Source organism: Streptomyces sp. NPDC002896 (assembly GCF_040295225.1).
GTDB lineage: Bacteria > Actinomycetota > Actinomycetes > Streptomycetales > Streptomycetaceae > Streptomyces.
Map to the genome: position 1 here is coordinate 116,277 of NZ_JBEOVA010000003.1, position 20,217 is coordinate 136,493.

At 71.2% G+C, this 20,217-nt stretch carries 19 protein-coding genes; 1 reads left to right on the top strand and 18 read right to left on the bottom strand.

The features are described from left to right. Position 1: 1 nt before the first annotated feature. The 3 genes from ABT009_RS05180 to pyrR form a co-directional block, all read right to left on the bottom strand. Positions 2-1,288, bottom strand: coding sequence for a dihydroorotase (locus ABT009_RS05180; protein WP_351289734.1), 1,287 nt, complete (start codon positions 1,286-1,288; stop codon positions 2-4). A gap of 5 nt (positions 1,289-1,293) precedes the next feature. Then, the gene (locus ABT009_RS05185) at positions 1,294-2,271 is read right to left on the bottom strand and encodes an aspartate carbamoyltransferase catalytic subunit (protein ID WP_351289736.1); all 978 of its coding nucleotides are present in this window, start codon (positions 2,269-2,271) and stop codon (positions 1,294-1,296) included. A 109-nt stretch (positions 2,272-2,380) separates the two neighbouring features. Beyond that, positions 2,381-2,980 carry a bifunctional pyr operon transcriptional regulator/uracil phosphoribosyltransferase PyrR gene (pyrR, locus tag ABT009_RS05190; RefSeq protein WP_351289738.1) on the bottom strand — a complete coding sequence of 200 codons (600 nt, stop codon included), beginning with the start codon at positions 2,978-2,980 and terminating at the stop codon, positions 2,381-2,383. 228 nt (positions 2,981-3,208) lie between these two features. On the opposite strand from pyrR, the gene bldD reads away from it, so the two are divergent. After that, complete coding sequence (bldD, locus tag ABT009_RS05195) at positions 3,209-3,709, top strand: transcriptional regulator BldD (RefSeq protein WP_030607052.1); 501 nt, start codon at positions 3,209-3,211, stop codon at positions 3,707-3,709. Between the two features lie 163 nt (positions 3,710-3,872). On the opposite strand, the gene ABT009_RS05200 is transcribed toward bldD, so the two are convergent. From ABT009_RS05200 to ABT009_RS05270, 15 genes are all read right to left on the bottom strand, one after another. After that, positions 3,873-5,321, bottom strand: a complete 1,449-nt coding sequence (locus tag ABT009_RS05200; RefSeq protein ID WP_351289740.1) for a pyridoxal phosphate-dependent decarboxylase family protein — start codon at positions 5,319-5,321, stop codon at positions 3,873-3,875. Next, positions 5,318-6,706, bottom strand: a complete 1,389-nt coding sequence (locus tag ABT009_RS05205; RefSeq protein WP_351289742.1) for an MFS transporter — start codon at positions 6,704-6,706, stop codon at positions 5,318-5,320. The genes ABT009_RS05200 and ABT009_RS05205 overlap by 4 nt, the downstream gene beginning before the upstream one ends. 122 nt (positions 6,707-6,828) lie before the next feature. After that, positions 6,829-7,260, bottom strand: coding sequence for a transcription antitermination factor NusB (gene nusB / locus ABT009_RS05210; protein ID WP_351289744.1), 432 nt, complete (start codon positions 7,258-7,260; stop codon positions 6,829-6,831). A 2-nt stretch (positions 7,261-7,262) separates the two neighbouring features. Continuing rightward, entirely contained in the window at positions 7,263-7,829 is a 567-nt protein-coding gene (gene efp, locus ABT009_RS05215; RefSeq protein WP_181657183.1) for an elongation factor P, read from the bottom strand. 48 nt (positions 7,830-7,877) lie between these two features. After that, on the bottom strand, positions 7,878-8,984 hold the full coding sequence (locus ABT009_RS05220; RefSeq protein WP_351289746.1) for an aminopeptidase P family protein: 1,107 nt from the start codon (positions 8,982-8,984) through the stop codon (positions 7,878-7,880). A gap of 314 nt (positions 8,985-9,298) precedes the next feature. Further along, positions 9,299-10,354 carry an AAA family ATPase gene (locus tag ABT009_RS05225; protein ID WP_351289748.1) on the bottom strand — a complete coding sequence of 352 codons (1,056 nt, stop codon included), beginning with the start codon at positions 10,352-10,354 and terminating at the stop codon, positions 9,299-9,301. A 169-nt stretch (positions 10,355-10,523) separates the two neighbouring features. Then, positions 10,524-11,618 carry a 3-dehydroquinate synthase gene (gene aroB / locus ABT009_RS05230; RefSeq protein WP_351289750.1) on the bottom strand — a complete coding sequence of 365 codons (1,095 nt, stop codon included), beginning with the start codon at positions 11,616-11,618 and terminating at the stop codon, positions 10,524-10,526. Next, on the bottom strand, positions 11,615-12,097 hold the full coding sequence (locus ABT009_RS05235; protein ID WP_502989826.1) for a shikimate kinase: 483 nt from the start codon (positions 12,095-12,097) through the stop codon (positions 11,615-11,617). The genes aroB and ABT009_RS05235 overlap by 4 nt, the downstream gene beginning before the upstream one ends. 41 nt (positions 12,098-12,138) lie before the next feature. Next, positions 12,139-13,323 carry a chorismate synthase gene (aroC, locus tag ABT009_RS05240; RefSeq protein ID WP_351289752.1) on the bottom strand — a complete coding sequence of 395 codons (1,185 nt, stop codon included), beginning with the start codon at positions 13,321-13,323 and terminating at the stop codon, positions 12,139-12,141. Between the two features lie 164 nt (positions 13,324-13,487). Beyond that, the gene (locus ABT009_RS05245; RefSeq protein WP_351289754.1) at positions 13,488-14,324 is read right to left on the bottom strand and encodes a shikimate dehydrogenase; all 837 of its coding nucleotides are present in this window, start codon (positions 14,322-14,324) and stop codon (positions 13,488-13,490) included. Next, a complete protein-coding gene (gene mltG / locus ABT009_RS05250; RefSeq protein ID WP_351289756.1) occupies positions 14,321-16,009 on the bottom strand; it encodes an endolytic transglycosylase MltG in 1,689 nt (562 codons plus the stop codon). The genes ABT009_RS05245 and mltG overlap by 4 nt, the downstream gene beginning before the upstream one ends. Positions 16,010-16,133: 124 nt before the next feature. Further along, the gene (gene ruvX / locus ABT009_RS05255) at positions 16,134-16,598 is read right to left on the bottom strand and encodes a Holliday junction resolvase RuvX (RefSeq protein WP_351290420.1); all 465 of its coding nucleotides are present in this window, start codon (positions 16,596-16,598) and stop codon (positions 16,134-16,136) included. 8 nt (positions 16,599-16,606) lie between these two features. Next, a complete protein-coding gene (gene alaS / locus ABT009_RS05260) occupies positions 16,607-19,276 on the bottom strand; it encodes an alanine--tRNA ligase (protein WP_351289758.1) in 2,670 nt (889 codons plus the stop codon). After that, positions 19,276-19,653: a DUF6167 family protein gene (locus ABT009_RS05265; protein WP_351289760.1), complete on the bottom strand. Its 378-nt coding sequence runs from the start codon at positions 19,651-19,653 to the stop codon at positions 19,276-19,278. The genes alaS and ABT009_RS05265 overlap by 1 nt, the downstream gene beginning before the upstream one ends. 7 nt (positions 19,654-19,660) lie before the next feature. Further along, complete coding sequence (locus ABT009_RS05270; protein WP_351289762.1) at positions 19,661-20,107, bottom strand: DUF948 domain-containing protein; 447 nt, start codon at positions 20,105-20,107, stop codon at positions 19,661-19,663. Between the last annotated feature and the right edge of the window lie 110 nt (positions 20,108-20,217).

A 20,217-nucleotide genomic window follows, 5' to 3' on the forward strand; every position in this document is an offset into this window, starting at 1 on the left:
GTCACGCGAGCTTCCCGTCGACGAGCGTGGCCCGGCCCCGCAGCCACGTGTGGGTGACGCGTCCCGGCAGCTCACGGCCCTCGTAGGGGGTGTTGCGGCTGCGGGAGGCGAAGCCCGCGGGGTCCACAGGTCCACGGTATGCGGTATCGACCAGCGTGAGGTTGGCGGGCTCACCAGCCGAGACGGGCCGGCCATGGCTCTCGGCGCGACCGATCCGCGCGGGCTTGAAGGACATCCGCTCGGCGACGCCGGCCCAGTCGAGGAGGCCCGTCTCGACCATCGTGTGCTGGACGACGGAGAGCGCGGTCTCCAGGCCGACCATGCCCATGGCGGCCGCGGCCCACTCGCAGTCCTTGTCCTCGTGCGGGTGCGGGGCGTGGTCGGTGGCGACGATGTCGATCGTGCCGTCCGCCAGGGCCTCGCGCAGCGCCATCACGTCGCGCTCGGTGCGCAGCGGCGGGTTGACCTTGTAGACCGGGTTGTACGTGCGCACCAGCTCGTCGGTGAGGAGCAGGTGGTGCGGAGTGACCTCGGCGGTCACGTCGATGCCGCGGGACTTGGCCCAGCGGACGATCTCGACCGAGCCGGCGGTCGACAGGTGGCAGATGTGCACGCGCGAGCCGACGTGCTCGGCGAGGAGGACGTCACGCGCGATGATCGACTCCTCGGCGACGGCCGGCCAGCCACCCAGGCCCAGCTCGGCGGAGACGACGCCTTCGTTCATCTCGGCGCCCTCGGTGAGCCGCGGCTCCTGCGCGTGCTGCGCGACCACGCCGCCGAACGCCTTCACGTACTCCAGCGCCCGCCGCATGATCACCGCGTCGTGGACGCACTTGCCGTCGTCCGAGAAGACCGTGACGCCGGCGGCCGACTCGTGCATCGCGCCCAGCTCTGCGAGCTTCTGGCCCTCCAGGCCGACGGTGACCGCGCCGATCGGCTGCACGTCGCAGTAGCCGTGCTCCTGGCCGAGCCGGTAGACCTGCTCGACGACACCGGCGGTGTCGGCTACGGGGAAGGTGTTGGCCATGGCGAACACCGCGGTGTAGCCGCCGCTCGCGGCGGCCCGCGTGCCGGTCAGGACGGTCTCGGAGTCCTCGCGGCCGGGCTCGCGCAGATGGGTGTGCAGGTCGACGAGGCCCGGCAGCAGCACCTGGCCGTCAGCTTCGACGACCTCGGCGCCCTCGGCGCTGAGCCCGGTGCCGACCTCCGCGATCGTCTCGCCGTCGATCAGCACGTCCTGCGGCTCGCCGCCGAGCACCTTCGCACCACGGATCAGGATCTTGCTCATCGTTCTTACTTCTCCTCGGTGCGGGTGTGGGTGACGGCGGGTTCGTTGCCGCCGAGCAGCAGGTACAGGACGGCCATGCGGATGGAGACGCCGTTGGCGACCTGCTCGACGACGGTGCAGCGCTCGGAGTCGGCCACCTCGGCGGTGATCTCCATGCCGCGGACCATCGGTCCTGGGTGCATCACGATGGCGTGCTCGGGCATCTTCGCCATGCGCTCGCCGTCGAGCCCGTACCGCCGCGAGTACTCGCGCTCGGTCGGGAAGAAGGCGGCGTTCATGCGCTCGCGCTGCACGCGCAGCATCATCACCGCGTCGGACTTGGGCAGCACGCTGTCGAGGTCGTACGCCACCTCGCACGGCCAGTGGTCGACGCCGACCGGCAGCAGCGTGGGCGGGGCGACCAGGGTGACCTCGGCGCCGAGGGTGTGCAGCAGGTCGACGTTGGAGCGGGCGACCCGGCTGTGCAGGATGTCGCCGACGATCGTGATGCGCTTGCCGCTCAGGTCCTGGCCGAGGCCGGCGTCGCGGCCGATGAGGCGGCGCCGCATGGTGAACGCGTCGAGCAGCGCCTGCGTGGGGTGCTGGTGTGTGCCGTCACCGGCGTTGATCACGGCGGCGTCGATCCAGCCGGAGGTGGCGAGCCGGTAGGGGGCGCCGGAGGCGCTGTGCCGGATGACGACGGCGTCGACACCCATGGCCTCCAGGGTCTGGGCGGTGTCCTTGAGGGACTCGCCCTTGGACACGCTCGACCCCTTGGCGGAGAAGTTGATGACGTCGGCGGAGAGCCGCTTCTCGGCGGCCTCGAAGGAGATACGGGTGCGGGTCGAGTCCTCGAAGAAGAGGTTGACGACGGTGCGGCCGCGCAGCGTCGGCAGCTTCTTGATCGGCCGGTCGGCGACGCGGGCCATCTCCTCGGCGGTGTCGAGGATGCGTACGGCGTCGTCGCGCGTGAGATCGGCGGCCGAGATGAGGTGTCGCTTCATCTTGGGAAGGCTCCGTAAGGCGGTTCAGGAGAGCGGGGCCCGGGGTGTATCCCCGGACGCGGGCATGCGGGCGCGCAGGAGCGCACTCGGCGCGGAGAGCCGAGTGCCGCTACTGCCGGCCGGCCGGGGAGGTCTGCTTGGCACCGAGCAGCACGGCGTCGCGGCCGTCCTCCTCGGCGAGCTGGACCTTGACGGTCTCCCGCAGCGACGTGGGCAGGTTCTTGCCGACGTAGTCGGCGCGGATGGGGAGTTCGCGGTGGCCGCGGTCGACGAGGACCGCGAGCTGGACCGCGCGCGGACGGCCGATGTCGTTCAGCGCGTCGAGGGCGGCGCGGATGGTGCGGCCCGAGAAGAGCACGTCGTCGAGGAGGATCACCAGGCGGCCGTCGATGCCGTCACCCGGGATCTCCGTACGGGCCAGCGCCCGCGGCGGCTGCAGGCGCAGGTCGTCGCGGTACATCGTGATGTCCAGGGAGCCGACCGGGACCTTGCGGCCGGTGATCTCCTCGAGCTTGGCGGCGAGCCGCTGGGCGAGGAACACGCCGCGGGTCGGAATGCCGAGGAGCACCACGTCGTCGGCGCCCTTGGCGCGTTCGACGATCTCGTGGGCGATGCGGGTCAGCACCCGCGCGATGTCCGGACCCTCCAGAACGGGGCGCGCGGCATCGGAGTCGACAGCGGGGCCGCTGTCGGGGGTCTTTGCGTCCATACGAAACGGACCTCCTTCTCCGCCTCACGGGACGGACCTTAAAGGACGTCGGATTTGCGCCATCAACGGTACCAGGCCGCCCAACGTCGCTGATCACACCCCCACCCCCGGCTCGAACCCCTGATGACCTGCCACACGGAAGTGTCGGTCGGGACCGTTCGGCTTGACGGAGGCCCGTAACGCTGCGTAACCTCACAGTGAGTTACCAGTCTGCGTCCGGGGAGCTATATGTCCAGCGAATACGCCAAGCAGCTCGGGGCCAAGCTCCGGGCCATCCGCACCCAGCAGGGCCTTTCCCTCCACGGTGTCGAGGAGAAGTCCCAGGGACGCTGGAAGGCGGTCGTGGTCGGGTCGTACGAGCGCGGCGACCGCGCCGTCACCGTGCAGCGCCTCGCCGAGCTGGCCGACTTCTACGGCGTGCCGGTGCAGGAGCTGCTGCCCGGCACGACCCCCGGCGGTGCCGCCGAGCCCCCGCCGAAGCTCGTCCTGGACCTGGAGCGCCTCGCCCATGTCCCGGCCGAGAAGGCAGGGCCCCTCCAGCGGTATGCCGCCACCATCCAGTCACAGCGTGGCGACTACAACGGCAAGGTGCTGTCGATCCGCCAGGACGATCTGCGCACCCTCGCCGTCATCTACGACCAGTCCCCCTCGGTCCTCACCGAGCAGCTGATCAGCTGGGGCGTGCTCGACGCGGACGCGCGCCGCGCCGTTGCCCACGAGGAAAGCTGACCCCCTGCAGAAACGTGCCGTCGGGGCGTCCGGGACCATGGACTGGTCTTGGACGCCCCGACGGCGTTTCGGCTCACCGGCGGCCGCCGCGTTCTCGGCCGCGATGGCCGCCTTTCCACTCGTGCGGACGTGCATCCGGCGCGATCTGCCTGCGGTCGGACGGTCAGCACACCCCATCCGCCCGGTAGAGCCGCCCGATCACCTCCGGCAGCAGTCTCTCGCTCAGCGCGGTCGGCAGGGCCTGGAGCACCGCGAGCACCGGGGCCATGCGCTCGGGCAGCGCGCCGTCGTCGCCGACTCCCGCCAGGGCCAGCGCTCCAGACACCTCCTCAGGCGTCAGCGCATCGAGGTCCAGGAGTCCGGCCAGGGCCACGAGTTCCGGATCCACCGACGTGGGGCCGACGGCGCGGGCGCGGGCCACGGCCTTCTCCAGCTCGGTCAGCAGCAGACGTACTGTCTCGTCGTCCGCGACCGCCGCTGTGACCGTCAGATGCAGATTCGCCGGGGAGCCGGCGAAGGCGGGCTGCGGCTGGAGGAACCAGCCCCGGAACCGCATCTCGTCGGAGACCACCAGAGGGTCCACGTCCGGATCGTCGGAGGCGACCGCGATCAGCGAGGACTCGGGCCGCCCGAGCACGCGCAGCCCATCGATCGCCGCGATGCCCTCGACCACCCCGGTCGTCGCCCGGTGCACGCGCCGCGACAGCTCGGTGTAGCCGTTGGTGCCGATGCGTTCGATGACCGCCCAGGCGGCGGCGAGCGGTGCTGCCGACTTGGTGCCCTGTAGCGTCGCGTTGACGACGGGGTAGCCGGGCCAGCCCGCGTGCGCGAACCAGCCGTGCCGCCGCAGCTCCGCGTCCCGGAACAGCAGCACCGAGGCGCCCTTGGCCGTGTACGCGTACTTGTGCAGGTCCACGGAGAGCGATGTGACGCCGGGCACCGACAGGTCGAAGTCGGGGATCGCGAGGGCGTCGTCGGCCAGCCGGAGGTGGCCCAGGTACCAGCCGCCGATGCAGGCATCCACATGGCACGGCACCCCGCGGTCGCCGGCCACCTGTGCCACCTCGGCGACCGGGTCGATGACTCCGTGTGCGTACGAGGGCGCGGAGACGACCACGAGCGCGGTGCGGTCCGTCACGGCCGCCGCGACGTCCTTGGCGCGGACCCGGTACGTCTCCGTGTCCACGGGGACGCTCACCACCCGCAGCCCGAACAGGGCGGCCGCCTTGTGGAAGGCGGCGTGCGCGGTGCTGGGCAGCACCAGCTCGAGGCCGTCCGTCAGGCCCCTGGTGCGACGGGCGTACTCCCGGGCCGTCAGCACCGCGAGCAGGCAGCTCTCCGTGCCGCCGCTGGTGAAGGTGCCCGCGGTCCGCGCGTCCCCGCCGAGCAGCCGCGCCGCGCGCGCCACGATGTCGTTCTCCAGGGCCACGACGCTGGGGAACGCCGTCATGTCGAGCCCGTTGACGCCCGCGAAGCGGGCCCCTGCCGCGGCGGCCAGCTCCTCGATGCCGTCCAGGCCGGAGTCGTAGACGTAGGCCATGGTGCGCCCGCCCCGCACGGGCAGGTCGCCCGCGCGCAGTGCGTCGAGCCTGCTGAGGATGTCGTCGTTCACCTGGCCTCCAGGGGCGATGCGGCGGCCGCGTCCCGCAGCCGGTTCAGGCGTTCCTCGGTGAGGTCGTACCGGGCGAGGAGCGGAAGGCTGAGCAGGAGCAGCAGGGCGGGAAGTGCCCCGAAGCCGGCCACGATCGCGGTCAGCGCCGAGTCCGGCTGATCGACGCGGTGGTCCGCGTCCGACGAGACGAACGAGCCGACGGCGAGCACCAGCCCGTAGAGGCCGGGTCCGATCGCCAGGCCCAGGGTCTCGCCCGCGGTCCACAGGCCGGTGAAGACTCCGGCCCGGCGGCGGCCTGAGGTGAAGGCGTCGGCGGCGATGGTGTCGCCGAGCATCGCCAGCGGCAGCATCTGCATGCCCGCGTATCCGATGCCCGCGAGTGCCACGGCGCCGTACGCGGTGGCCGGCGGCAGAGCCCGTGCGAGGGCGACCACGAGTGCGCCGGCCAGGAAGCACGCCGACGCGGTGATCGCCGCGCGCTTCTTGCCGAGGCATCGGCCCGCGGCCAGCCACAGCGGCATCGCGGCCAGTGAGGGCACGATCAGGCAGGCGAAGAGGATCGTCGTGGCGCTCGGCCGGTCCAGGATGTACGTCGCGAAGTACTGGGTGCCCGCGAGCATCAGCCCGGTCGCCGCGGCCTGCACGACGAACGCGGCGAGCAGCCAGGCGAAGGGCCGGTTGCCGCGGGCCGCGCGGAGCTGGGCGGACAGGCCGGCCTCGCTGGTGGTGTGCACGGCGCTGCGCACTCCGGCCGTCGCGGCGAAGGCGGCGAGCATGCCGGCGCACAGCACCGCGCCGATCACGACGCCCATGAGCCGATAGCCCTGGGGTGTGCCGTGGTCGTCGCCCGACGCCCCGGCCAGCAGGGGCGCGGTGGCGCCGGAGAGCAGAATCGCGGCGCCCAGGAAAGCGACGCGCCACGACATGATCCGGGCGCGTTCGTCGGCGTCCGCAGTGAGTTCGGCGGGCAGGGCGACGTACGGGACCTGGAAACACGCGTAGGCCGTCGCAGTCAGCAGGAACAGCAGGGCGACGTAGAGGGCGGCCCAGCCTCGTTCGACTCCGGGCGCGGCGAACATGGCGGCGAAGCACAGCGGCATGACGAGTGCGCCGAGCAGCATCCAGGGCCGGCGCGGGCCCCAGCGGTGCTCGGTGCGGTCGGAGCGGCTGCCTATCCAGGGATTGAGCAGCACGTCCCACGCCTTGGGCAAGAAGACGAGGAGTCCCGCGAGGCCCGCGGCGACGCCGAGGATGTCGGTGAGGTAGTAGAGCAGCAGTAGTCCGGGCACCGTGCCGAAGGTGCCGGTGGCGAAGGAGCCGAGGCCGTAGCCGACGCGGACCCGGGCAGGCAGGGAGTGGCCCTGGCCGGGGCCGTGCTCTGACATGTGCAGAACCTAAAGCACGCCCCGGGGACGCACCAGGCCCGAAGCTGAAGGAGATTCAGCTTCGGGCCTGAAGGTATATGACCGCGCGGCGCGGCAGGGACGGGTGGCCGGATCGGCTCCGGCTACTCCGCCCTGCGCAGCGTCGGCTTGAGGTCCTTGAGCCGGCCGAGCAGACCGTTGACGAACGCCGGGGACTCGTCGGTGGAGAACTCCTTGGCGAGCTCCACAGCCTCGTCCAGCACCACGGCGTCCGGCGTCCCGTCGACCCAGATCAGCTCGTACGCGCCGAGCCGCAGGATGTTGCGGTCGACGACCGGCATCCGGTCGAGCGTCCAGCCCACCGCGTACTGCGCGATCAGCTCGTCGATGCGGGCCGCCTTCTTCGCGTACCCCTCGACCAGCTCCATCGTGTACTCGCTGACCGGCGGCTGCCGGGTGTCGGTCCGGGAGTGCCGGATCCAGTCCGCGAGGACCGTGAGGACGTCGGCGTCGCGCTGGTCGCCCTCGAAGAGGATCTGGAAGGCGCGCTTGCGGGCCGTGTTACGGGCAGCCACGGTTAGCTGCTCACCCGGCCGAGGTAGTCGCTCGTGCGCGTGTCGACCTTGATCTTCTCGCCGGTTGTGATGAAGAGCGGAACCTGGATCTGGTGGCCGGTCTCCAGCGTCGCGGGCTTGGTGCCGCCGGTGGAGCGGTCGCCCTGGACGCCCGGCTCGGTCTCGGCGATGGTCAGCTCGACAGCAGCCGGCAGGTCGACGAAGAGAACCTCGCCCTCGTGCTGCGCGACGGTGGCCGTGAAGCCCTCGATGAGGAAGTTGGCGGCGTCACCGACGGCCTTGCGGTCGACGTGCAGCTGGTCGTAGGTCTCCATGTCCATGAAGACGAAGTAATCGCCGTCCATGTACGAGAACTGCATGTCGCGCTTGTCGACGGTGGCCGTCTCGACCTTGACACCGGCGTTGAACGTCTTGTCGACGACCTTGCCGGAAAGCACGTTCTTGAGCTTGGTGCGCACGAAGGCCGGGCCCTTGCCGGGCTTGACGTGCTGGAACTCGACGACGGACCAGAGCTGGCCGCCTTCGAGCTTGAGCACCATGCCGTTCTTGAGGTCGTTCGTGGAAGCCACGGTTGCGGAATCTCCTGGACTGACGTGACGACCAGGGGACACGCGCAGCTAAAGCGCGAGCAGCTCCTTGGTCGTGATGGTGAGTAGCTCGGGTCCGCCATCCGCCTCAGGGCGGACGACGAGCGTGTCATCGATCCGGACACCACCCCGGCCCGGGAGGTGGACCCCCGGTTCGACAGTGACCGGCACGCAAGCGTCCAGTTTACCCATGGCCGCGGGGGCCAGCTGCGGGTCCTCTTCGTTTTCGAGCCCCACACCGTGCCCCGTGAGGGGCGCGAGGCCCTCGGCGTAGCCGGCGGAGTCCAGCACCTGGCGGACCGCGCGGTCCACGTCACGGCAGGCCGCGCCCGGTGCCAGCATCTCCCGGCCCGCCCGCTGAGCGGCGAAGACCAGGTCGTACAGCTCGATCTGCCAGTCCGCCGGCGAGGTGCCGATCACGAACGTACGGCCGATCTCGCAGCAGTAGCCGCGGTAGGCGGCGCCGAGGCAGACGGAGAGGAAATCTCCCTCCTCGACGCGCCGGTCGGTGGGCCGGTGACCGCCGCGGCCGGAGTTCGGGCCGGTGCCGACGGAGGTAGGGAAGGCCGGCCCGTCGGCGCCGTGGTCGACCAGGCGGCGCTCCAGTTCGAGCGCGAGATGGCGTTCCGTACGGCCGACGAGGATGGACTCGAGGAGCTCGCTCAGGGCCTGGTCGGCGATCTCGGCGGCGATCCGCAGACAGCCGATCTCCTCCTCGTCCTTGACCAGGCGCAGCTGCTCGACCGCTCCGCCGAGGTCCGTGAGCCGCAGCCGGGGCGCGACGGATCCGATCGCGCGGTGCCGGGCGACGGTCAGATGGTGTTCCTCGAGGGCGAGGGAATCGACACCGTGGGACGCGGCGAGATCAGCGGCGGCCACCGCCGGGTCGCCGTCCGTGCCCGGCAGCACCTGCGTGGGCAGCGCCTCGTCCGGCCGCTCGTCCTCGGGACGGCCGGGGGGCAGGCCGGCGTACAGCAGGACGTCCGCGTCCCTGCCGAGCAGGAGCACGGCGCCGTGCGGCGCCGCGCCCGCGAGATAGCGGACGTTGGCGGGACGCGACACGAGCGCGGCCGCGCTGCCCCCCGCAGCACACCACTCCCGTAGCCGCTCCCGGCGGGCCGCGTAGACCTCTGACATACCTCGAGCGTACGAGCGGGAGCGGGCGGCGGCCCGGTGTGCGCGGCCGTCCGGGTCGACGGGGCGGTCGTCTGCGCGTCAGCTCCGGTGCGCCACCTGTCGGTGGGTGGCTCGGGGCCGCGCCGGGATGTACGTCCTCGGTCTGCGCCCCCCTTGGGCCGGAGGGCGGCTGCGGGTCAGTCCCTACCGTTGTGGGCAGGTGTTCCGCAGGGCGGAACGGGTGGGCACAACCCACGACGTACGGTCCCTGAAGCCGTGGTCCAACCCCCGGTACGGAACGGGCACCGGCCGGGGCGCCCGAGGCTAGGGCCGGCTCACCACGTCGGCGGGCTCGCTATCGAGCGGGCCAGGACGTCGTCCAGTACGCGAGCCGTCGCCGGCACGTCGAGCTGCGAGTTGTCGATGATCGGCAGCCCCGACCCGTACCAGCCGGCCATCCGCCCGTGGATGCGGGCCACCTCCTCGTCCGTGAGGCGCCGATTGCCGGTGCGCTCGGCGTTGCGCTCCAGGACGACGTCCAGGCCCGGCAGGAGCACCACCGGGAGCAGCCCGGGGCCGACGTGCCGCTTCCACCCGCCGAGGCCGACGACCGGACGGTCGGGGAAGACGGCGTCGTCGAGGATGCACGAGATGCCGTTGGCCAGGTAGTTGCGTGCGGCGAAGCCGCAGGTGCGGCGGGCCAGGCGGTACTGGGCCTCGGAGTTGTCGTTCCACCCGGACTGGGGGTTCGCGAAGCCGGAGCGGACCCATTCGCGCACGTCGTCGAGGCTGATGTGCGCGGTGGGGACGCGGCGCTGGTCCGCCCAGTAGCGGGCGACGCTCGTCTTGCCCGCGCCGGCGGGGCCGATGAGCAGCACCGCGAGCGTGATGGAGGTGGGGTCGGCGGCGCCCTGGGCGGGCGGCGCGCTCGGCATGCCCACGGGTCCGCCGGGCGGCAGCTGGACATGTCCCGTGGTGTCCGGCGTGGGAGGCACCGGGGCACGCTGAGGGGCCGCATGGTGATGCGGTGCGGGGGCGTGTGGTTGGCCCGGGGCCCCCGGCACGGGACGCCTCTGCGGATGCGCGACCGGGCCCTGGGACACGGGGGCGCCCGGCGCGGCCCGCCCGGACGGGGGCGGTACGGCCGGTCCCTGAGGTGCACGGGCCTGCGGTGCGGGCGGGGACGGTGTGGCCACCGGGCGGGCGTGGGGCGGCTGCGGGGCCGCCGGACCGATCGGCGCGGCGGCGAAGCCCGGCGGGGTGGCCGGTGGACCCGCGGGGACGGGGCCCGCAGGCGGCCCCGGCTGCTGTGCTGCCGGCGGCCGGCCGTCGGCGGGGCCCTGCCCCGGCCGGTAGGTCGGCGGCAGCGGAGCCCCCGCTGGATGCTGCATCCGGTGCCACTCCGTCTCGTACAGGCAACTGGTGCGGGCGAGCGGGGTCTTGCGGGCCCCCTCGCTACCGAACGGTACCTTCCCCGGCCGCCGTTGTGTGAACGGCCGGGGACGACACGGAGTGCCCGGGCGTACTACCCATACGCCACTGGACGGACAACTCGCTTGCTCAGCCCGCGACTTCGCCGTACGCGGCGAGCAGCACGGCCGGGTCGGGCCCCTCCAGGACAGTGGGCTTGGCGAGGCCGTCGAGGACGATGAAGCGCAGCACGTTCCCGCGGGACTTCTTGTCGACCTTCATCGTCTCGAGAAGCTTGGGCCACTGGTCGTAGCGGTAGCTGAGCGGCAGCCCCACCGATTCCAGGATGGTGCGGTGCCGGTCGGCGGTGGCGTCGTCCAACCGGCCCGCCAGACGGCCGAGTTCGGCGGCGAAGTGCATGCCGACGGAGACGGCCGCGCCGTGCCGCCACTTGTAGCGCTCGTTCTTCTCGATGGCGTGCGCCAGCGTGTGCCCGTAGTTGAGGATCTCCCGCAGGCCCGACTCCTTGAGGTCGCCGGAGACCACCTCGGCCTTGACCTTGATGGAGCGTTCGATGAGCTCGGCGGTGTGCGGTCCTGCCGGGGTGCGGGCTGCCCCCGGGTCTTCCTCGATGAGGTCGAGGATCACCGGGTCGGCGATGAAGCCGGCCTTGATGATCTCGGCGAGGCCCGACACGAAGTCGTTGACCGGCAGCGAGTCCAGCGCGGCCAGATCGCACAGCACGCCCGCGGGCGGGTGGAAGGCGCCGACGAGGTTCTTGCCCTCGGCGGTGTTGATGCCGGTCTTGCCTCCGACCGCGGCGTCGACCATGCCGAGCACGGTCGTCGGTACGGCGATCCAGCGCACCCCACGCAGCCAGGTCGCGGCCACGAACCCGGCCAGGTCCGTGGTGGCGCCGCCACCCACACCGACGATGACGTCGGTACGCGTGAACCCGGACTGCCCGAGCGCCTTCCAGCAGTACGCGGCGACCTCGGCGGTCTTGGCCTCCTCGGCGTTCGGCACCTGGATGGCGACGGCCTCGAAGCCCTGCTCGGCCAGGTCGGCGCGGAGCGCATCGCCGGTCTCGCTGAGTGCTTCGGGGTGGATGACCGCGACGCGCTGCGCCTTCGTGCCGACGAGCCCGCCGAGCTCACCCAGCAACTGCCGCCCGACGAGCACCTCGTACGGTTCGGTGCCCGCCGTGCCGCCGACCTGGATGCGCGTCACTGCCTGGTCCGTCATGCTTCTTTCAACTCCAGTGCGTCGAGGACCGCCTGGGCGACCTCTTCGGGGGTACGGCCGTCGGTGGGCACGACGGCGTCGGCGACTTCGGTGTACAGATGGCGGCGTGCCTCCATCAGCTCGCGCCACTGGCGGCGCGGGTTGACCGCCAGCAGCGGGCGCGCGGTGTTCAGGCCGGTGCGCTTGACGGCCTCCTCGACGTCCATCGACAGGTACACGACGCGGTGCGGCGCGAGCAGCCCGCGAGTGTCGGGGTCGAGGATCGCGCCGCCGCCGAGCGCCAGCACACCGTCGTGTCCGCCGATCGCGGCGTGCACCGCGCGCTTCTCGATCGCGCGGAAGTGGGGCTCGCCCTCGTCCACGAAGATGTCGGCGATCGACCTGCCCTCGGCGGCAACGATGTCGTCGTCGGTGTCCCGGTAGCCGCAGCCCAGCCGCTCGGCCAGCAACTGGCCGACCGTGGACTTGCCGACACCCATGGGACCGACCAGGACGATGACCGGCCGCCCGTTCACCGCGCTCACCGGATCTTCAGGTTCTCGAGGTACGAGGTGACGTTGCGGCGGGTCTCGCCCACGCTGTCGCCACCGAACTTCTCCGCCACCGCGTCCGCCAGGACCAGCGCGACCATGGCCTCGGCCACGATGCCGGCCGCCGGGACTGCACACACGTCCGAGCGCTGGTGGTGCGCCTTGGTGGCCTCGCCGGTGACCACGTCGATGGTGGCCAGCGCCCGCGGCACGGTCGCGATCGGCTTCATCGCGGCGCGGACACGCAGCAGCTCGCCCGTGGACAGACCGCCCTCGGTGCCGCCGGAACGGCCCGACGCGCGCCTGATGCCGTCCTCGGTGGCCACGATCTCGTCGTGCGCCTTCGAGCCCGGCACCCGCGCCAGGTCGAAGCCGTCGCCCACCTCGACGCCCTTGATGGCCTGGATGCCCATGAGCGCGGCGGCAAGCCGCGCGTCGAGACGGCGGTCCCAGTGCACGTGCGAGCCGAGGCCCACCGGCACCCCGTACGCCAGGACCTCCACGACACCACCGAGGGTGTCGCCGTCCTTGTGGGCCTGGTCGATCTCGGCGACCATCGCCTTCGACGCGTCCGCGTCCAGGCAGCGCACCGGGTCCGCGTCCAGCTTCTCGACGTCCGACGGCTTGGGGTACACGCCGTACGGAGCCTTGGCCGCGGCCAGCTCCACGACGTGCGAGACGATCTCGATGCCGGCCGTCTCCTTCAGGTACGAGCGGGCGACCGCGCCCAGCGCGACGCGGGCCGCCGTCTCGCGTGCGGAGGCGCGCTCCAGGATCGGACGGGCCTCGTCGAAGTCGTACTTCTGCATGCCCGCGAGGTCCGCGTGGCCCGGCCGCGGCCGGGTCAGGGGCGCGTTGCGGGCCAGCTCGGCGAGCTCGGCCGGGTCGACCGGGTCGGCCGACATGACCTGCTCCCACTTGGGCCACTCGGTGTTGCCGACCATGATCGCGACCGGGGAGCCGAGGGTGAGGCCGTGGCGGACGCCGCCGAGGAAGGTGACCTCGTCACGCTCGAACTTCATCCGCGCGCCGCGTCCATAGCCGAGGCGCCGCCGGGCCAGGTGGTCCGCCACCATCTCCGTGGTGATCGGCACGCCGGCGGGAAGTCCCTCCAGCGTCGCGACGAGTGCGGGTCCGTGCGACTCCCCCGCGGTCAGCCAGCGCAACCTGCTCAACGGTGCTCCTCATACTCGCGCCTGGAACTGCGTTCTGCGACGGCGCGACCGGGTGCGCGGCCCTGGCCCGCCACCCCGATCCTCCCACGTCGGGCGGCGGACCCGGCCCTCGGTCCATCAGACGGACGGCCCGGCGGCCTGAGGCGGCCGCCGGGCCGTGTCCTCTAGCGGGCCGCCATCGCCTCTTCGCCGGCCTTCCTCATGACGTCGACCGGCGCCGGCACGTGCCCGGTCATCTGCTCGACTTGGAGCACCGCCTGGTGCACGAGCAGGTCGAGCCCGCTGACGACCGCTCCGCCGTACGCCGACCAGCGGGCCGCGAGGTTGGTGGGCCACGGCTCGTACAGCACGTCGAAGAGCGTGGCCGGCCGCTCGGGGACGGCAGAGGCGAGAGCGTCCGTGGTGCCCGCCGGGGTCGTGGCGATCACCAGCGGGGCGCGCAGGGCCTCTGCCGCGTCGGCCCAGTCCCGGGTGCGCACCTCTACGTCCAGACGCTCGCCCCACTCCCTCATCTCGGCGGCACGCGCCTCGCTGCGGACGTAGGCGACGACCTCGCCCTCGCAGATCCGCGAGAGCGCGGCCAGCGCGGACGACGCGGTGGCGCCCGCGCCGAGGATGGCCGCGGACTCCACGCGATCAATGCCGCGCTCGCGCAGGGCCTCGACCATGCCGGGGATGTCGGTGTTGTCCCCGAGGCGCCGGCCGCCCTCGGTGAACACGACCGTGTTGACCGCCTCGATGGATGCCGCGGTGTCGCTGATCTCGTCGAGCAGCGGGATCACCGCGCGCTTGAGCGGCATGGTCAGCGAGAGCCCGGCCCACTCCGGCCCGAGCTTCTCGAGGAATCCGGGCAGCGCCGCCTCGTCGACCTCGAACCGGTCGTACGTCCAGTCGCCCAGGTGAAGCGCCTCGTACGCCGCGCGGTGCAGCACCGGCGAGAGGGAGTGGGCGATGGGAGAGCCGAGCACCGCGGCTCGGCACTTTTTCTCGGTGACGCTCATTGCCCGTTCTTCTGCTGTTGCTCGAGGTATTTCTGGCGGTTGCGGTTCTGCTCTTCGTTCGTCTCGGCGAACAGCGTTTCGTCCTCGCTGATCGAGACGAAGTAGTACCAGTTTCCCTTGGCGGGATCGAGTGCGGCCTTCAGTGCCACTTCACCCGGATTGTCGATCGGTCCGGGCGGCAGGCCCTTGATCTTGTAGGTGTTGTACGGATCGTCGATCTTCCGCAGCTCGTTGACCGAACCCGTGGCCAGCTTGGACTGCCCCCGCAGGTAGTTCACGGTCGAGTCGAAGTCGAGCAGGCCCCATGTCTCGGTGTTGTTCGGCTTCAGGCGGTTGTAGACGACGGTCGCGACCTTTTCGAAGTCGTGCTTGTACTTTCCTTCGGCCTGGACGAGGCTCGCCACCGTGAGGACCTGGAGCGGGTTGTCGAGGTTCAGGTCGTCGGCCTTCTCCTTGAGGCCGAGTTCCTCGTACTTCTCCGTGGCCTGCTTGACCATGCCCTTCAGTACGACTTCGGGCTTCATGCCCTTGGCGACCGGATAGGCGGACGGATAGAGGAAGCCCTCGAGGGGATCCTTGATGTCCTTGTTGTCGTTCGCCCAGTCCGGAAGTCCCAGGCTCTTCCATTCCTTCTTGGCGACGCTCGCCGTGGTGCCCTTCTTGAGCTCCAGCCGTTCGTCGATCTGCGCATAGACCCAGGAATTCCGCTGGCCCTCGGGAATGATCAGGTTGTTACGGCTCTTCGGGCTCAGCATGAGCTCGACCGCGGCCGCCGCCGACATCTTGCTGTTGAGCGTGTAGACGCCCGCCTGGATGGTGTTCCCGTTCGTATTCTCGGCCTGGGCCGCCACAAAGGCGTCCACGCTCTTGACGACGCCCGCCCTCTTCAGCGCCTGACCGATCTCGTAACCACCGGCGCCCTTGGGGATCTCGATCGTCACCTTGTCGCCGGTCCCGTTACCCGCGTAGTCCGGAGCCGGGCCGAAACGGTCCTGGTAGAACTGGTAGCCGAAATAACCGACACCGCCGATGCCGCCGCCGAATACCAGCACCACGACCAGGCACGCGCAGCCACTGCGCCGTTTCTTCGTCCCGCCACCGCGGCCGCGCCGGTCGCCGCGTCCCCTGCGGCCGGGCGCGTCGTCATCCCGGTCGTCGTCATCGTCGCCGCCCGCGAAGAAGGCGTGCTCACCTTGGTCCGGGCCCGGGTCCCAGTCGGTCTCGGGTTCGGCCGCGGGGCGCCGGCGGGCAGGCGGCTCGGGCGGAGGGTAGGCGTCGGACGTGCGGTAGTAGTCCTGCTGCTCACCGCCGTAGGCCCCGCCCTGACCACCGTACGGGTCGGTCGGATCCGCGTACGGGACTTGGCCGTGCTGACCCGTGTCCCAGCCACCGCCGTACTGCTGTCCGTCGTAGCCACCGGGGTGCTGCGCGCCGTAGCCACCCTGCTGCTGCCGGGGGTCATAGCCGGCGGACTGCTGCTGAGGCCCGCCGTAGCCAGGCTGCTGGCCGGTGCCCCAGTCGCCGTACTGCTGGTGCTGCTGCGGCTGCTGCGGATAATGCCCCGGCTGGCCGCCGTAAGGGGACTGGCCGGCGTCTGCCTGCTGTCCTCCCCATCCGCCGTCCCCGTACAACGGGTCCTCCGGATGCCACGGTTCGGAGCCTGGGCCCCGGCCATACTCAGTCATCGATCCCCTAGAGCCGCGAGGCGACGGCTGCTCGGCGCTTGTGGCACGGCTCCGGTCCCGCCTCTCTGCTGTGCGGCAGCTGTTCGAACGCTGACGCATCGCGCGGAACGTTACCGTATCGCGATCAGATGACCACTTCGACGCCCTCGCCCGGAGCTTTACCTGACGCCCGTTCGGTCTCCAGTGCGTTCTGGAGGATGATGACCGCCGCCGCCTGGTCGATGACAGAGCGACCCTTTTTGGATGTCACACCCGAGGCGCGCAGTCCCTGACTGGCGGTCACTGTGGTCATCCTCTCATCCACGAGTCTGACCGGGACGGGCGTGATCCCGCGGGCCAACTCCTGGGCGAAGGCCCGGATCTTGGCCGCGGCCGGGCCCTCGCCGCCGCGGAGGGAGCGCGGAAGGCCCACGACGACCTCGATCGGCTCGTACTCCTCGACGAGTTGGCGCAGCCGCCGGTGGGCGGCCGGGACGTCGCGTCCCGGCACGGTCTCCACCGGCGTCGCGAGGATCCCGTCGGGGTCGCACGAGGCGACCCCGATGCGGGCGTCCCCGACGTCGATCGCGAGACGACGGCCGCGGCGCATGTCCGTCGTCACGCCGTCTCGGCGACGAGGCGTTCGACGGCGGCGACGGCCTCGCCGATGGCGGCCGGGTTCTGACCGCCGCCCTGGGCGACGTCCGGCTTGCCGCCGCCACCGCCGCCGAGGGTCTTGGCGGCCGTACGGACCAGCTCGCCGGCCTTGAGGCCGCGCTCGCGGGCGGCCTCGTTGGTGGCGATGACCGTCAGCGGCTTGCCGTTCACCGTGGTGAACAGGGCCACGACGGCCGGGCGGTCACCGGGGATGCGGCCGCGTACGTCGAGGACCAGCTTGCGCAGGTCGTCGGCGGTGGTGCCGTCGGGGACCTGGCCGGTCACGAGAGCCACACCGCGTACGTCCTGGGCGCCCTGGGCGAGACCGGCGGCGGCCTGGAGGACCTTCTCCGCGCGGAACTTCTCGATCTCCTTCTCGGCGTCCTTCAGCTTGCCGAGCATGGCGGCGATCTTCTCCGGCAGCTCCTCGGCGCGGCCCTTGACCAGCTCCTGGAGCTGGGCGACGACCGTGTGCTCGCGGGCCAGGAAGTTGTAGGCGTCCACGCCGACGAGGGCCTCGATACGGCGCACGCCCGAGCCGATCGACGATTCGCCGAGCAGCTTCACCAGGCCCAGCTGGGCGGTGTTGTGGACGTGCGTACCGCCGCAGAGCTCCTTGGAGAAGTCGCCGATGGTGACGACCCGCACCCGCTCGCCGTACTTCTCGCCGAACTCGGCGATGGCGCCCTGCTTCTTGGCGTCGTCGATGCTCATCACGTCGGCCCGGACGTCCAGGTCGCGGGCGAGCACCTCGTTGATCTTCTGCTCGACGTCGGTCATCACGGCCGTCGGTACGGCGGACGGGGAGCCGAAGTCGAAGCGGAAGCGGCCGGGCTGGTTCTCGGAACCGGCCTGGGCGGCCGTCGGGCCGAGGGCGTCGCGCAGCGCCTGGTGGGTGAGGTGCGTGGCGGAGTGGGCGCGGGCGATGGCCTTGCGGCGGCGAACGTCGATGATGGCCTGGGCGGAGGCGCCGACGGTCACCTCGCCGACCTGGACGACGCCCTTGTGCACGTACACGCCGGGGACCGGCTTCTGGCAGTCGCGGACCTCGATGACGGCGCCGTTGTCGATCTTGATACGGCCGGTGTCGCCGATCTGGCCGCCGCCCTCGGCGTAGAACGGGGTGCGGTCGAGGACGATCTCGACCTCGTCGCCCTCGGTGGCGGCGGGCGAGGAGACGCCGTCGACGAGGATGCCGACGACGGTGGACTCGCCCTCGGTGTCCGAGTAGCCGATGAAGTCGGTCTCGCCGGAGGCGTCGGCGATCTCCCGGTAGGCGCCGAGGTCGGCGTGGCCGGTCTTCTTGGCCTGGGCGTCGGCCTTGGCGCGCTCCCGCTGCTCCTTCATCAGGCGGCGGAAGCCGTCCTCGTCCACGGAGAGGCCCTGCTCGGCGGCCATCTCGAGGGTGAGGTCGATCGGGAAGCCCCAGGTGTCGTGGAGCAGGAAGGCCTTGTCGCCGGCGAGCACGGCGGAGCCGGCGGACTTGGCCTCGGTCACGGCGGTGTCGAGGACGTTGGTGCCGGCCTTGAGTGTCTTGAGGAAGCGCTCCTCCTCGGCGAGGGCGACGCTCTCGATGCGCTTACGGTCCTGGACGAGCTCCGGGTACTGCTGGCCCATCGTGTTGATGACGACGTCGATGAGGTCGCCGACGACCGGCCCGGTGGCGCCGAGCAGGCGCATGTTGCGGATGGCACGGCGCATGATGCGGCGCAGGACGTAGCCGCGGCCCTCGTTGCCGGGCGTGACGCCGTCGCCGATGAGCATGACCGACGTACGGATGTGGTCGGTGACGACGCGCAGCGACACGTCGCTGCTGTGGGCCTCGCCGTAGCGGACGCCGGTGAGCTCGGTGGCCTTGTCGATCACGACACGGGAGGTGTCGATCTCGTACATGTTCTGCACGCCCTGCAGGATCATGGCGAGGCGTTCCATGCCGAGACCGGTGTCGATGTTCTTGCTCGGCAGGTCGCCGAGGATCTCGAAGTCCTCCTTGGAGGTGCCCTCGCCGCGCTCGTACTGCATGAAGACCAGGTTCCAGATCTCCACATACCGCTCGTCGTTGACGGCGGGGCCGCCCTCGACGCCGAACTCGGGGCCGCGGTCGTAGTTGATCTCGGAGCACGGTCCGCACGGGCCCGGGACGCCCATGGACCAGTAGTTGTCCTTCTTGCCCAGGCGCTGGATGCGCTCGGCCGGAACCCCGACGACGTCGCGCCAGATGCGCTCGGCCTCGTCGTCCTCAAGGTAGACGGTGATCCAGAGCTTCTCCGGCTCGAGGCCGTAGCCGCCCTGGTCCTGGGGCGTGGTGAGCAGCTCCCAGGCGTACTTGATGGCGCCTTCCTTGAAGTAGTCGCCGAAGGAGAAGTTGCCGCACATCTGGAAGAACGTGCCGTGCCGGGTGGTCTTGCCGACCTCTTCGATGTCCGGCGTGCGCACGCACTTCTGCACGCTGGTGGCGCGCGGGGCGGGCGGGGCGACCTCACCGAGGAAGTACGGCTTGAAGGGGACCATGCCCGCGTTGACGAGCAGCAGGGTCGGGTCGTCCGCGATCAGCGACGCCGACGGCACGACGGTGTGCCCGCGCTCTTCGAAGAAGCGCAACCAGCGGCGGCGGATTTCAGCCGACTCCATCAGTGGTCCTCATTCCGGTTGTACGAGTACGCCGTCCTGTCGGTGTACTTCGGGTTGTTGCGGTTTTCGATGGCGGCGATGCGCCTGGATGGGGGTACCCCCTGCTCGAGCGAAGCCGAGAGCTTGGGGGAGGGTAGTCCGGAGTCGGTCTCGGCGTTCAGCCCGAGCGCCTCGTCGAGTTCGGCTTCCCGCTGGGCCATTCCGTCGCGGACATCGAGGGCGAAGTCCTTGAGCCGGTGGCCCGCCTCGATCGCCTTGTTCGCGGCCTGCGCCGCGAGGCTCTCGGGGGTCAGCTGCCTCAGCTTGCGGTTGACCTTGGTGGTGGCCCACACACCGGCGGCTGCGCCCGCGGTGAACCAGAACGTACGGCGGAACATCGCTGCGTCAGTCCTTCTTCCGCTTTCCCCGTCGCGCGGACGGGAGGGTGCGGCCCACGATCACGGTACGCCGCGCGCGCCCGGGGGTCACCTGCGTTTCGGCGGGGCCGGTCCTGCGGCCGATGGCCCGGCGCACGCCGTAGCCGAACGCCGCGACCTTGACCAGGGGGCCGCCGAAGGTGGACGCGACGGTGGTGGAGAGCGCCGACGCGTTCGACGTGACTTCCTGGACGTCCGACGCGATGGCGTCGACCCGGTCGATCTGGGTCTGTGCGGAGTGCACCGCCGCGGAGGCGTCGGCCAGCAGCGGGACGGCCTGCTCGGTCACATCCGCCACGAGCTTGGTGGTCGCTCTGAGCGTCTGGGCCAGCCTCGCCAGCGCCACGGCGAGGAAGGAGACCAGGATCGCCCAGAAGACGGCCACCAGGATCCCGGCAACCTCTCCACCGGACACTGTGCACCGCTCTCTGATCGTCGTGCGTGAACATCCAAAAGTCGTCCCCCGAGCCTATCGCGCCGGTGGTGCCGCTCCGTACCGCATTACCGCCCAAGGCACGGCCGCCC